This window comes from Streptomyces sp. NPDC055025, assembly GCF_053608565.1.
This window is the reverse complement of record NZ_JBSGVS010000025.1, coordinates 104,300-116,745: the sequence shown is the minus strand read 5'-3', so window position 1 is coordinate 116,745 and position 12,446 is coordinate 104,300. Positions and strand designations below refer to the sequence as shown.

Below are 12,446 nucleotides of genomic sequence, written 5' to 3'. Positions count from 1 at the left end.
GCCCTGGCTGTTTCACGTGAAACAGCCAGGGCCGCGTGGAATGCCCAGCTCAGAGCCGCTTGTCCGCCGTCAGGACCTCAATGGCACAGGGACCCCGGCCTCAGACCGGACCCGGCCCATAGGCCCTCAGACGGGACCCGGCCCAAAGTCCCTCAGGCCAGACCCAGCTCATCCAGCCCATAGACACGGATATACGGAAGCCCCGCCTCGGCGATCACAGGAGCCGCGCCCCGCTCCACGATGACCGCGACCGCGACGACCTCGCCGCCGGCCTCACGTACCGCCTCGACAGCCGTCAGCGGGGAACCGCCGGTGGTCGAGGTGTCCTCGACCACCAGACAGCGGCGGCCCTTCACCTCCGTGCCCTCGATCCGGCGCTGAAGACCGTGCGCCTTCTGCGCCTTACGGACGACAAACGCGTCCAGCCGCTCACCGCGCGCGGCCGAAGCATGCAGCATCGCCGTCGCCACCGGGTCGGCGCCCAGCGTCAGCCCGCCCACACAGTCGAAGTCCAGCTCGGCGGTGGTGTCGAGCATGACCTGACCGACCAGTGGCGCGGCATGACCGTCCAGGGTGATCCGGCGAAGGTCGATGTACCAGTCGGCCTCACGGCCCGAGGAGAGGATGACCTTGCCGTGGACCACGGCCTTGTCCTTGATCAGTTGCAGCAGCTCAGCCCGTGCGTCAGTCATGGCTCTGAGCTTATGCGGTCACCGGCGCCCGCCCCGAGCCGTACCCCGGCGTCCCTCCGCCGCACCCCCGGCCGTCCATCCTCGCCCTTCAGCGCCCTTCAGCGTCACTCAGCGCCCTAGGTCCTGTCCGGCGGATCATGTGACTGTCGGATTGCTGGCTCGTTGTTGTCGGCATGGGGCGGGGCGATCTGACGAATGCCGAGTGGGGTCGGCTGGAGCCGCACTTGCCGGTGTCGGGACAGCGCGGCGGACGGTGGAACGATCACCGCAGAGTGATCAACGGCATCTTGTTCCGGGTCCGAACGGGCATACCGTGGCGGGACCTTCCCGAGCGTTTCGGCAGATGGAAGACCGTCTATGAGCGGCACCGGCGCTGGTCGGCGGACGGCACGTGGGAACGGATCCTGTGTGCCGTCCAGGCGGACGCGGACCTGGCGGGCCGGATCGACTGGAGCATGGTCAGCGTCGACTCGACGTCCTGCCGTGCCCATCAGCACGCGGCCGGGGCACGCAAGAAGAAGCCCCGTGTCCCGAAAAAAGGACAACGCCCCGGCACCACCGCCCCGACGAAGGACTCGGACGGTCCCGGGGCGGCCTGACCTGCAAAATCCACCTCGCCGGCGAGGGCGGATGCCGGCCTATGGCCTTCGTGGTCACCCCTGGCCAGTGGGGCGACGCACCGCAGATGATCGAGGTCCTCGAACGCGTCCGCGTTCCCCGCCCGCAGGGCGGACGGCCGCGCACCCGGCCGGACCACCTCGGCGGCGACAAGGCATACAGCTCACGCCGCAACCGCCGTTATCTGCGAAGACGCCAGATCAAGCACACCATCGCCGAACCGAAGGACCAGCGGGCCAACCGCGCACGCCGCGGCAGCAAGGGCGGCCGGCCCACCGGCTTCGACCGCGAGATCTACAAACGCCGCAACGAAGTCGAGCGAACCATCAACCGGCTCAAGAACTCCCGGGCCGTCGCCACCCGCTACGACAAGAGGGCCTACGTCTTCCACGGCACCGTCACCACCGCAGCGATCCGCTTATGGCTCCGACCGTGATCCGCGCAACCGGGTCAAGGCGTCTCAGTGCCCAGTTCGGCCTGCAAGCGATCGGGCCAGCTTTCATGAGCCAACTCGGCTGCGACCAGGAAATCGCGCCAGTCCGTCAAGGCACGTCGGATGCCCTCATGAAACCGACGGATGCTCCCCTCGGCAAGCAGCACGATCGCAGCTTGCAGGCGCTCACTTGCGAAGTGCTCCGCGTCATAGCCCGCCCTGCTCGGGAGCTCATCAAGCATCCGCATGATCTCCACCGCAGAGCCGGATTCGGGGAAGTCGCACCGGATCCGCCGTTCGAGTCTCACGCTGATTGGCACCGCACAGGTCCTCTCGATGGGTGAGGCATCATGCGCTGTCCACACCATCGTGGCCGAACTAGCAACTCTTGGCGCCATGATCCGCCGGACAGGACCTAGGCCTCCCCTGGGCTCCCCTCGATTCCGCGCTCGACTCCGCGCTCGACTCCGCTCGGCCGGGCCGTCACAGCCGCCGCCAGTTCCAGTTCGCCGTGATCTCCAGCGGCTCGACGGGGGTGACCAGCCGGGGCAGGGTGTTGAGCCCGTTCGGCGGGCCCGACTGCGGCTCCACACAGACCGCCTCGGCCTGCTCGTCGTAGACCACGACCCACTCCGCCCGGTTCGTGACCTTCAGCTCCAGCTCGTCCGGCCAGGTGAGCGTGACGTCCACACCGTCGGGCATGCCGAAGCAGTCGTCCCAGGGGCCGGGGCGCGGTGTCACCCGGCGGCCGGTGGGCAGATGGTCGCTGCCGCGCTCCTCCTGCCAGGCGGGGGCGAAGTCGATACGCGCGTCGCTCCCGCCCAGATTGCGCAGGAACCAGGGGTGCCAGCCGGCCTGCGCCGGGAAGGACGTGTCGTACGTCTCCACCCCCAGCGCGAGCGACAGCCCGTCCTCGGTCAGCTCGAAGGTCTGGGTGACCCGGCCGCTGTACGGCCAGGGGTCGACGAGGTCATAGGTGAACGCCGCCTCACTCCCGCCGACCCGGGCCGTGCGCCAGGCCGTGTTCCGGCCGGTGCCGTGGATGGCGTGGGGCGGGGAGTTGAGGGGCATCTGATGGACCACGCCGCCGTTGCGGAACTGCCCGTTCTCGATCCGCCCGCACCACGGCACCATCGGGAAGCAGCCGTACCGCGCGCCCTGGCGCAGCAGTTCCGTCCCGCCGATCCGCAGACTGCTGATCCGGCAGCCGTTCTCCGGAGTGATGGTCAACTCGGCGTCGCCCGCCGCCAGTCGGATGCTCTCTTCGCTGCTACTCACACCCCGACACTACTTGCGGCGGCGCAGTGCGCGCCCGACCACCACGGCGGAGGCGAGCGCGAGTGCGGCGGCCGGCGCGACCCACCGGAGCGTGGCCCCCGCGCTGCCGGAGTCGGGGGCGGGCACGGGCGCGTACCGTCCGCGCGGCGGCGCGTGGTCGACCTCCTCGGCGCTGCGGCCGATCATGGTGCGCCGGGCGTGCGCGGCCTCGGCGGGCGGCTCGTCGGGAACGAGGAAGTCCCCTTCACCGGAGATGGTCTCCCCGTCGAGGGACGACGGCGGTACGTCCACCTCGAAGGAGGAGGCTTCCAGTTCGTCATCATCCAGCTCGTCGTCGTCCAGGTCGTCTTCGAGTTCCTCGGCGGCACTGTCCTTCTGGTCGATGACATCGTCCTGTTCGGCATCGTCCGGTCCGGCGGCGTCCGGTCCATCGACTCCGCCCGGCTCCCGGTCGGCGTCGGCGGCCTTCACGACCCCGGAGGTGTCCACCCCGGAGGTGTCCCCTGTCTCCGGTGGGACCGGTGCCTCCGGTGGGACCGGTGCCTCAGACGCCTCCGGTGGGACCGACACCTCGCCCAGCCGCGCCGCGAAGCGATCCAGCAGCCGGTGCGCCGCCGCCGTCACGGTCTCTCCGGGCAGTTCCGCCAGCCGGCCTTCCACCCGTGATCCACCCGTGAAGGTGAGCGTCGTACCGCCCGGTGCCTCCGCGAGCCGGAGCGCGAGCGTCAGCTTGGCGGAGCCCGTGCCACGGGCCTCCGCGCCCTCACCCTCGGCGGTGAAGACGCCGTCCCGTTCGGCGAGCGTCAGCGTGCCCCGATAGGTGATCGTATGGCCGCCGATCCGGACCTTGAGACGACCGGAGAGCGGCCCCGCCGACTCATCCGCGTCCTGTTGGAGCCCCGGGACACAGCGGGCCACCCGCGAGGGGTCCCTCAGCGTCTGCCGGAGAGCCTCTGCCACCACCGGAACGAACACCTCATGCTCCATGGAAACCGAGCCTACTCAGACCGGGCGCCGGAAGCTGCCCACCGGACAGACCCAGACCCCGTCCGAGGCGGATTCACCGCCCCGCCACATGCCTCACCACAGCGCGCCACACCGCACCGCGCACCGCTCCACCCGCCCCGTCGCACACCTCACCACCCGCTTTCACTCCGTGTCCCTCTCAGTCCGTGTCCCTCTCAGTCCGTGTCCCTCTCACTCCGTGTACCTCGGATGCACCAGCGTCGACGGCGGCAGATCCGGTATCCGTGTGCGCTCGACCCCCCGTGCGCCGGCCGCCAGCAGCGGTATTCCCAGGGACCGCAGCCGGGGCGCGTCCACCGCGAGGCCCAGCGGCGGACGGCTTCCCAGCTCGGCCAGCTCGAACCCCCAGTCGGACAGGGCGGGCGTGCCGTCCTTCACCCGGTCGGGTCCCGCGGTGAAACCGGAGGGCGAGCCCGTCGCGCTGTAGGGAGTGGTGCCGAAACCGGCCGCGCGCAGTGTCGCGTCGACCGTCCAGTACGTACGCGGCTGGGACGTGGGCGACCCCGCGTGCACCGCCAGCCGGCCGCGGCCCGTGAGCACCTGGGTGGCCAGACCATAGAACTCCTCCGAGTACAGCTTCGTGCTGGCCGTGATGCCCGGGTTCGGCAGATCCGAGATCACCACGTCATACGTCCGCCGCGGGGCCTCCCGCAGCCAGGTGAACGCGTCCGCGTAGACGGCCCGCAGCCGTGGATCGTCGTACGCGTGGCCGTTCAGCGCGGCCAGCGCCGGATCCGTACGGGCCAGCCGGACGACCCCGGGGTCCAGCTCGACCACGGTGACCGCGCGCACGTCCCCGTACCGCAGGACCTCGCGCGCGGCCAGTCCGTCGCCCCCGCCCAGGATCAGCACGCGCGTGTGCGGCCCGCGCATCGCGGGGTGCACCAGGGCCTCGTGATAGCGGAACTCGTCACGCCCGCTGACCCGCGGCCGCCCGTCCAGATAGAGATCCAGCGGTCCGTACCGGCCGCCGGTGAGCACGACCTCCTGCACGTCCGTATGGACGGCGACCCGCACCTGGTCGCCGTACACCGCGCGCCGCGCCGCCCGCTCGAAGTCGTCGACCAGCACGGCCGCGGTGGCCAGCACGGACAGGACCAGGACATTGACGGCCACCAGCAGCCAGCGCGAACGCGGTGTCAGATCCCGCCGGAAGAGCCACAGGACCAGGGCGCCGCCCGCCACCGCGTTGACCGCGCCCGTCAGCAGCGCGCCCGTGAGCTGGCCGAGCCAGGGCAGCAGCAGAAACGGGAAGGCGAGCCCGCCGACCAGCGCGCCCACATAGTCGGCGGCGAACAGATCGGCGACCGTCCCCTCCGCGCTCTGCCGGGAGAACCGCTGTATCAGCGTCATCAGCAGCGGGATCTCGGCGCCGATGAGGATGCCGATGGCCAGCGAGAAGCCGACCAGGGCGTAGCGGGACTCGCCCATCCATATGAAACTCCCGTACAGCACCAGCGCCGAGCAGCCGCCCAGCAGCGCGAGCGCCGCCTCCAGCAGCCCGAAGCCGACCGCCGCCCGGCAGCGCAGCCGCTTGGCGAGCAGCGAGCCGACGCCCATCGCGAAGACCATCACCGACAGGACGACGGACGCCTGGGTGACGGAGTCCCCGATCAGATACGAGGCGAGCGCGACCAGCTCCAGCTCGTACACCAGTCCGCACGCGGCACAGATGAAGACCACCGCGAGGATCAGGAAACGCCCGGCATCCGCGCGTACGGGCAGCCGTTTCTCACCCTGGGACGGCGAGGACGCGGCTTGCTCGATCATGTCCGTAACGCTACGTCACGAATTCATTGCGGTTTGTCACCCACACGGGTGTAACTACAGCACCGCAGGCATACGGACGCCAACTCGTGTGCGCGTCACGACGAGCTGTCCCTCCTGGGGGTACGCGTGCCAGGTACGCCAGTGCACCTGGCCCTCGTCGCGCTGCGCCAGCATCGCGGTGAAGGCGTACGGAGCGCCGGGGAAGATGCCCGCCAGCCCGTTCGGGTGGTCGGCGACCAGCGCGAGCAGCTCCTGCGCGCGCCCCGCGAACGAGCCGCGCGAGAGCGTCTCGACGCGCGCCGCGAATTCGTACTCCCAGTCCCCGAGCCGTTTGGAGACACCGAGCGGCAGGGGTGTGCTGCTGCCCGGGATACAGGCCACGGTCTCGGAGCAGATGCCTCGCTCCTCCTCCAGTAAGACCTGGTGGGAGGCGCCGAGCAGGCGGAGCTGTAGTCCGGCGCCGTCGAGTTCGAGGTCGAGGACGGCCAGGGCGGGGAGTGGGTCCCGGCCCAACGCCCAGGCCAGATCGGCGGCACGGGAGTCGGTGTAGGCCGTATTGAGATTGGTGAGCATGGGCAGGCTCCGCTAACACGCTTGACGGGTGGACCGGGACGACCCGGACGATGAGCGGGAACTTGTGGGGGGAGATCGCCGGCTCGGCTCCGCGTGAGGTCCGAGGGCTGGAAGCTCTCAACAGCGAGGGAATCACGAAGTACGCGGCGCTCACAGGGCTTTTACCCAACTTGGCGGGGTTTTCCATCCGCTCGGGGGCTCTACAGTTCAACTGTTCAACAAAAGCGACGAAGACCGGTGGGGAAGGGCCCCGGAACGGTCAACAGGGAGATGCCCGGCGGGAGTTCGTTCCCCGCCGGGCATCGTCGGCACCGCGGACCGGCTGCCCCGTGTCAGCCGCCTCCGCCGCCGCACCCCCCGCCACCACCGCACGACGAACCCCCTCCGCAGGAGGAACCGCCGCCGCCGCACGAAGCGGATCCGCTGCCGCCCCCTACGGAGCCGCCCGCCCCGCCGCCCTCGGCCCACCAACTGCCGGTGGAGCGGCGCTTGGCGCGCTTCTTCGTCGAGACGCCGGCCGTGGCGCGGCTCCTGGTCGTGGCACGCGCCGCGCGACGGCGCCGCCTGCGCGGCGTGTCCCGGTTGCCCACGCTCGCCACGAGCCCGACGAACGCGATCGTCCCCATGACCGCGACGACCAAAATCCCCAGACCAGTCATCGATCCCACCGTCCTTCTGTTCCCCCGTGGCGGAGCCCCCCGCGCCCCGTCGCGCGGCCGGCTCCGCTGTGACCGGCTTTCTTCCGTGCCTTCGTGCCCGCACCCCGTCACGTCGCCGCTTCGTCACGTCGTTACGTCGTCGCTTCGCCGCTTCGCCGCTTCGCCGCTTCGCCCGTGAACTCGGTGCGTGACTGGGGTGTCCCCTCGGCGTCCGGGGCCCAAAGCTGACTTGAGCAACTCCAGAGGTTCGGCACAGGATGGCCGTCATGACCAAAGAATGGCTCGGCGGCACGACGATCTTCGCGGAGATGTCGGCGCTGGCGGTACGGACCGGAGCGATCAACCTCGGCCAGGGTTTCCCCGACACCGACGGCCCCGAGGAGATCAGGGAGGCCGCGGTCCGGGCGCTGCGCGACGGGCGCGGCAATCAGTACCCGCCGGGCCCCGGCGTACCCGAGCTGCGTATCGCCGTCGCCGCGCACCAGCGGCGCTTCCACGGTCTGACGTACGACCCGGACACCGAGGTCCTCGTCACGGCGGGCGCCACCGAGGCGATCGCCGCCGCGCTGCTCGCGCTGGTGGAGCCGGGCGACGAGGTGATCGCCCTGGAGCCGTACTACGACTCGTACGCGGCCTGTATCGGCATGGCGGGCGGCACCCGCGTCCCGGTCACCCTGCGCCCCCGCGACGGCGCGTACCACCTGGATCTCGACGAACTGCGCGCCGCCGTCACCGACCGCACCCGGCTGATCCTGCTCAACACCCCGCACAACCCGACCGGCACGGTCCTCGGCCGCGAGGAACTGGCGGCCGTCGCGGAACTCGCCGTCGAACGGGACCTGCTCGTCGTCACCGACGAGGTCTACGAACATCTCGTCTTCGAGGGCGAGCACGTACCGATCGCGACCTTCCCCGGCATGCGCGAGCGCACCCTGACGATCAGCTCCGCCGGCAAGACGTTCTCGTTCACCGGCTGGAAGGTCGGCTGGGTCAAGCCTTTTTTCACCTACCTATTTGTCGCTGAGCTGAGGTCGAACGAGCTGTTTCCTGCGAAGGTCACTTAGCCTCGTCGGCCGCCAGTCGCTCGGCGTGCTCCCCGAGCATGGGCGTTCCCGTTTAGATCGCCAAATAGCGGGACAGGGAACCGATTTCGAGCGTACGGTTTCCGTCAACCGTGGAGGGAGGCCAGCTATCTCCGAGTTCGAACAGCTTCATGACCTTGGCTACCTTGGTCGTGAAGGACTGTGCTTGGTCCACAAGCTGCTCAAAGAGGAGACGCGTCGGTTTCCCGCGCTCACGCATGGAACGGGATGGCAGCCGGCCGACTGGGAAGATTTGTTCGGCGACTTCCTCGAAGAACGAGCCAAGGCAGTCACCGCCAATCTGCTGAGCCTTGCGACCGACGACGCGTCCATCGGCCGACTCCTACGCCGATCGATTCGAAACTGGTTGATTGACAGAGCACGCGAAACGGGTCCGGGCGCGTTACGCCGGCGCTTGGAGGAGGTGCTCTCCGCCGAGCCAGAGTTCGAGCAGGTCCCCGAAGGGCAGCCCGGAGCCAAGCGATGGAGGCTGCAGGGCAGCGGCTGGGCTCCGTGGTCCGGTGACAGTGGCAAGCTGGTGGAGGCCGCTCAGGCCGTCTCGGCTGTGCGGATCCCGAAGTGGTCCAGCACCACGCGTCGGGCGCCGATTGCCGATCGAGCGTCGATCGTGGCCGTTGCCAGCGCCGTCCTTAGCGCAGCTGGCGGCTCGCTTGAGACGGCGCAGCTGGTCAAGGTCTTCACCGTGCGGTTCCCAATCGTGTTGGACCCGGTGATCGTGAGCACCGAGGAGGGTTCCGAGGGTGCTTACAGAGACGTAGCTTTGACACCCGAGGAGGCGATGGTAGCCGCGGAGGAGGACCTCGAGGCAGCTGTGACCGCTGCGGAGATCGTGGGGATGCTCTCTCCAGAAGAGCGCCGCCTCGTGCCCATTGCGGACCAGCAGCTCAAGGTCCGGGAGCTGTTGAGGTGCGGCCGAAGTCAAGCCTCTTTGAAGGTAAAGCGCCTCCGGGAGCGACTGAGCCAGTTGATCGGAGATCACGACGTTCACCGTGTGGGGCTGGAGGTGATCAGACTATGCAGCGAAGCTCAGCAGGAGGAGTAACGCGCACGCGGACGGTCGGACACCACTGCGGTTGTGACGTCAGACATGAATGGACTGTTCAGTCATGTCTCCCGGGAGGACTCCATGAGTGAACCAGACGTGCCACAGCGTTTCCTTGATCTGGCCGCTGCGGCCCGGGCTCCGAAGGCGTTGTCGATTGGAAGCTTGCGGACAAGGTTCGGTGACCCGACAGAGATGCAGGTCTCGGTTGGCCAGGTATGGCGTGCTCGATGGGAGGAGACAAGCCTCCTCGTACTAGTCCTGGCAATCGCGGCCCGCGAAGTGCATGCCGTCCCTGTGACGATCGACCCTCCAGGGGAAGATGCAGCCAGTCTGGTGGTAGACGGCGCCCGGACAGCGTTCGGCGTGGAGTCGACGGTATGGGCAGGACTGGCTGGTCCGGTCCCCTTGCGCGTCCTCGACCGCGTGGTGGACGCGTGGGAGTCCGACCTCGTCACCTGGGCTGCCGAGACGGCAGTCGGCGAACCCTCGCCAGTACCACCGGGAGCTCGACAAGGCGCGATCCCTATGTCCGCATTTGACGTTTCCGAAGAGGTACGAGCTGAGCTCGAAGACGACCTCGAAGCACTGCGTTCAGCCCCCGGTCTTCCAGCAGCGACGGGAACTGAAAAGGTCGCCGCGCTGGCAGCACTGTTGAGCGGTCCGCCCGATCTACCAGCATTGGGCACAGCACTGGGAATTCCTCAACCAGAGGTGATGAGGATCTTGCGGGGCTTGGTTCCCCTGAAGCCGGAACAGGTGGAGGCGGTTGCAGGAGTGACAGGACTTTCTGTTGATGCAGTCGCTAAAACTGTGCGCCCCCTCCCGGCAGCCTTGGTGGCAGCGGTCGAGCATCCACGCTGGCGGGAAACGTGGATTCGCAGGGCACAGCGGTCGGGAATCAGTGAAGGGGATGCACGCCTTTTCGGCGGTTACGGAGCGTTCGCCCTTGCTGCACGCCAGACCGGCGGCGAGGAACCGGACTGGGAGGGGCGACTCCAGCAGTTCCTGCATGGTGAGGGCCCCTCCGGATCGGAGAGGTGATGCGGCGCCGATTCGTGGAAGAAGCGCCACGGCAAGCCCAGGCCATGCTCGACGTCGTCGAACAGATTCACCCGGCTTCCCTTGCAGCGCTGCGCGATGACCCACTGGGTGAGCTGAGCCGCTGGCCGGATGTCCAGGTAGTGATGAACCCGGAGATCGGGGAAGGCCGGTGCTCTGTCGCCGGAAGCTACAGAGATGACACAGATCCGCCAATGCTTGTGGTCGGCAACTCCCGGTCGTACCGACGCCGCGGATTTACTGCCCTGCATGAGCTGGGGCATCACCTGCAACAAACGGACCCCCGGCTGGGCCAGGCACTCTTTTCCTGGCAGAACTCGGAAGTATTCGAAGACGCGGCATGTGACGCGTTCGCTGCCCGGGTGCTACTTCCAGATGATGAGATTCCCGAAAGCGTCCGTCTACGGGGGCCGTCCGCTACGGACGTGACCGAGCTATTCCATCGCTCCGAGGCATCGCGGGAGGCCTGCTGCGTCCGGGCCGCGGAATACCTTGCGGGAGGCGCGGTCGTCCTGCTCGATCGCGCCGGCACCACGCTCTTTAGCTCTTCCCGGAGCCTGATCCCACCGGCGCGCGGTTCCAACCAGTCCGGCACTCCCCTGATCGAGAGGGCACTGCGAACCGGAGTCACGGCCCAACATGACAAGACATACGTGGAGTACCGCTCCGGCAGGGCAGGAGAAATCCTTTACGGGCAGGCCGCATGGTGCGACGAGGAATACATTGTCGCCGTCCTCGTACCAGACAACGCTCCCTGGCTCAGGTACTCGACCTCACGGCCAGACACCGATGGCTCCTGGTACGGCAGATCGTGGGTGTGCGAGACATGCGGTGAGGCATTTGAGGCCAATACCTCACCGTGTGAACAGTGCGGTGAGGCTATGTGCCCTGACGGGCACTGCGCCTGCGAGAGCGCTCGCATGAGTAGGGACCGGACCTGCAACCATTGCTTCCTGGTGCTGGCCCCCAGCCGGTTTGACGGCGCCAATCGCACATGCCGCGACTGCAGCTGAGTACCTTCCCGGCAGACCGGTAAACCCACGGCCGGACGATCTCAGCGGTGTGACGTCAGGTACTGGTGAGCAGCTACAGGGCTGCTCGGCCCGCTGTGGCGGGCCTAACAGCCGGGCTCTGACGCCCCATAAGAGAACTTCGAGAAAACGATGGGACATACCCACGACATCTTGGACGACGTCCGCTCCCAGATCGACGCCCACGCCGAACCGCTGGTAGAGGCCCGCGAGCGGTTGGCCCTGGTCCGCTCCGCAGCAATGGCGTTCACCGGATCCCTGCGAACCTACGCCAGTGGGTCACTGGCCCAGCACACGTTCATCCACCCAGTTGGCGACGGAGATGGCGGCCTGGTCCTCGACCGTCGCGTCTACCCCGGACTCGGACCCGACGGCGGCGGTGAAACGCCTGCCGACATCGCGGCCGAGCTCTGCGGGCTGCTAGGCCCAGCGGCTCGCAAGGTGTACCCAAACGCCCGTTGCGGGACCTCCAAGCGCGGCCCGAAGCTGACGTTCGGCCAGCCGGTGGACGGTCAGGACCCGACCGTGGACCTGGTCGTTGCGCTGACCCGCAAGGACGCACCAGGGCTATGGATCCCCAACCTCAAGAACGACACATGGGAGGCGTCCGACCCCGAGCATCACGTAGAGCTGTTCACCTCCGGAAAGCTTTCCCTCCGGCGGACCCGGCGCCGGGTCGTACGTCTGCTGAAGGCGTGGAACAAGCAGTACAGCGTCCCAGGCTTCTCCTCCCACAATCTGACTGTCTGGGCTTGGGAGTTCATTGAGCCTGGCATGGGAATGGCGACTGCGCTGAGTGCGGTCCTCACGAGGGCGGCCCGACGAGTCGACTCCGGTAACGCCACGGTCGACCCGGCCGGGGTATCTCCGAACGTGCGTCTGCTTGTCCCGCGAGACATCGCGTCCCGCAGGCTGCACACGGCGGCCACTGGGCTGGAAGAAGCACTCGCCCACGATGACGACCGTGATGCCGTCCTTTCGGCACTCTCCAGAGTCTTCTACAAGTACATTGACGACCCGTCCTCCCGCAGCCTCGCACAGAAGATCGCGGTGCTGCGGCAACCGAGCGCCGTCTCGAGCACGCTCCTGGGGCTGGGCGGCTCGCCCGCGCTAATCCCGGCGGTTCGCTCGTACGGCGCCCCGGCCGATGGCCGGTGAG

General features: G+C 68.3%; 12 protein-coding genes and 1 pseudogene. 6 read left to right on the top strand and 7 right to left on the bottom strand.

Going from position 1 to position 12,446, the window contains the following annotated elements; all coding sequences use genetic code 11:
• Nucleotides 1–152 precede the first annotated feature (152 nt).
• Nucleotides 153–692, bottom strand: a complete 540-nt coding sequence (gene pyrE / locus ACWGDX_RS17650) for an orotate phosphoribosyltransferase (protein ID WP_365903412.1) — start codon at nt 690–692, stop codon at nt 153–155.
• Between the two features lie 173 nt (nt 693–865).
• Between pyrE and ACWGDX_RS17645 the strand changes: the two genes are divergently transcribed.
• Nucleotides 866–1,746 (top strand): IS5 family transposase gene (locus ACWGDX_RS17645; RefSeq protein ID WP_453626498.1). Its coding sequence is split into 2 segments (ribosomal slippage): nt 866–1,226 and nt 1,226–1,746, totalling 882 coding nucleotides; the frame shifts between segments, so codons are not numbered across the junction.
• Between the two features lie 14 nt (nt 1,747–1,760).
• Here the strand turns inward: ACWGDX_RS17645 and ACWGDX_RS17640 are convergent.
• The 6 genes from ACWGDX_RS17640 to ACWGDX_RS17615 all read right to left on the bottom strand — a co-directional run bounded on the left by ACWGDX_RS17640 (nt 1,761) and on the right by ACWGDX_RS17615 (nt 7,049).
• The gene (locus ACWGDX_RS17640) at nt 1,761–2,063 is read right to left on the bottom strand and encodes a hypothetical protein (RefSeq protein WP_453626496.1); all 303 of its coding nucleotides are present in this window, start codon (nt 2,061–2,063) and stop codon (nt 1,761–1,763) included.
• A 163-nt stretch (nt 2,064–2,226) separates the two neighbouring features.
• Nucleotides 2,227–3,021 (bottom strand): aldose epimerase family protein, encoded by a 795-nt coding sequence (locus ACWGDX_RS17635; RefSeq protein WP_453626494.1) that lies wholly within the window; start codon nt 3,019–3,021, stop codon nt 2,227–2,229.
• A gap of 9 nt (nt 3,022–3,030) precedes the next feature.
• Nucleotides 3,031–4,008 carry an SRPBCC domain-containing protein gene (locus tag ACWGDX_RS17630; RefSeq protein WP_453626492.1) on the bottom strand — a complete coding sequence of 326 codons (978 nt, stop codon included), beginning with the start codon at nt 4,006–4,008 and terminating at the stop codon, nt 3,031–3,033.
• A gap of 210 nt (nt 4,009–4,218) precedes the next feature.
• Complete coding sequence (locus ACWGDX_RS17625) at nt 4,219–5,817, bottom strand: polyamine aminopropyltransferase (protein ID WP_453626490.1); 1,599 nt, start codon at nt 5,815–5,817, stop codon at nt 4,219–4,221.
• A 54-nt stretch (nt 5,818–5,871) separates the two neighbouring features.
• Complete coding sequence (locus tag ACWGDX_RS17620) at nt 5,872–6,390, bottom strand: DUF2617 family protein (RefSeq protein ID WP_363084586.1); 519 nt, start codon at nt 6,388–6,390, stop codon at nt 5,872–5,874.
• 332 nt (nt 6,391–6,722) lie between these two features.
• Nucleotides 6,723–7,049: a hypothetical protein gene (locus ACWGDX_RS17615; RefSeq protein ID WP_453626488.1), complete on the bottom strand. Its 327-nt coding sequence runs from the start codon at nt 7,047–7,049 to the stop codon at nt 6,723–6,725.
• 257 nt (nt 7,050–7,306) lie between these two features.
• Here ACWGDX_RS17615 and ACWGDX_RS17610 point away from each other — a divergent pair.
• The 5 genes and pseudogenes from ACWGDX_RS17610 to ACWGDX_RS17590 form a co-directional block, all read left to right on the top strand.
• Nucleotides 7,307–8,041 (top strand): annotated as a pseudogene (locus ACWGDX_RS17610) (aminotransferase class I/II-fold pyridoxal phosphate-dependent enzyme); the annotation flags it as partial.
• Nucleotides 8,042–8,297: 256 nt separating this feature from the next.
• A complete protein-coding gene (locus ACWGDX_RS17605) occupies nt 8,298–9,194 on the top strand; it encodes a hypothetical protein (protein WP_453626486.1) in 897 nt (298 codons plus the stop codon).
• 84 nt (nt 9,195–9,278) lie between these two features.
• On the top strand, nt 9,279–10,238 hold the full coding sequence (locus tag ACWGDX_RS17600; protein ID WP_453626485.1) for a hypothetical protein: 960 nt from the start codon (nt 9,279–9,281) through the stop codon (nt 10,236–10,238).
• Entirely contained in the window at nt 10,238–11,269 is a 1,032-nt protein-coding gene (locus ACWGDX_RS17595) for an ImmA/IrrE family metallo-endopeptidase (protein ID WP_453626483.1), read from the top strand. Before ACWGDX_RS17600 ends, ACWGDX_RS17595 begins: the two co-directional genes overlap by 1 nt.
• A 171-nt stretch (nt 11,270–11,440) precedes the next feature.
• Nucleotides 11,441–12,445 carry a hypothetical protein gene (locus tag ACWGDX_RS17590; protein WP_453626481.1) on the top strand — a complete coding sequence of 335 codons (1,005 nt, stop codon included), beginning with the start codon at nt 11,441–11,443 and terminating at the stop codon, nt 12,443–12,445.
• Nucleotide 12,446: the final 1 nt, after the last annotated feature.

What these genes read in the sequence shown, in the direction of transcription:
- ACWGDX_RS17595 (WP_453626483.1), top strand. Translation starts at nt 10,238, where the DNA reads ATGCGGCGCCGATTCGTGGAAGAAGCGCCACGGCAAGCCCAGGCCATG.
- ACWGDX_RS17630 (WP_453626492.1), bottom strand. Translation starts at nt 4,008, where the DNA reads ATGGAGCATGAGGTGTTCGTTCCGGTGGTGGCAGAGGCTCTCCGGCAG.
- ACWGDX_RS17615 (WP_453626488.1), bottom strand. Translation starts at nt 7,049, where the DNA reads ATGACTGGTCTGGGGATTTTGGTCGTCGCGGTCATGGGGACGATCGCG.
- ACWGDX_RS17600 (WP_453626485.1), top strand. Translation starts at nt 9,279, where the DNA reads ATGAGTGAACCAGACGTGCCACAGCGTTTCCTTGATCTGGCCGCTGCG.
- ACWGDX_RS17620 (WP_363084586.1), bottom strand. Translation starts at nt 6,390, where the DNA reads ATGCTCACCAATCTCAATACGGCCTACACCGACTCCCGTGCCGCCGAT.
- ACWGDX_RS17625 (WP_453626490.1), bottom strand. Translation starts at nt 5,817, where the DNA reads ATGATCGAGCAAGCCGCGTCCTCGCCGTCCCAGGGTGAGAAACGGCTG.
- pyrE (WP_365903412.1), bottom strand. Translation starts at nt 692, where the DNA reads ATGACTGACGCACGGGCTGAGCTGCTGCAACTGATCAAGGACAAGGCC.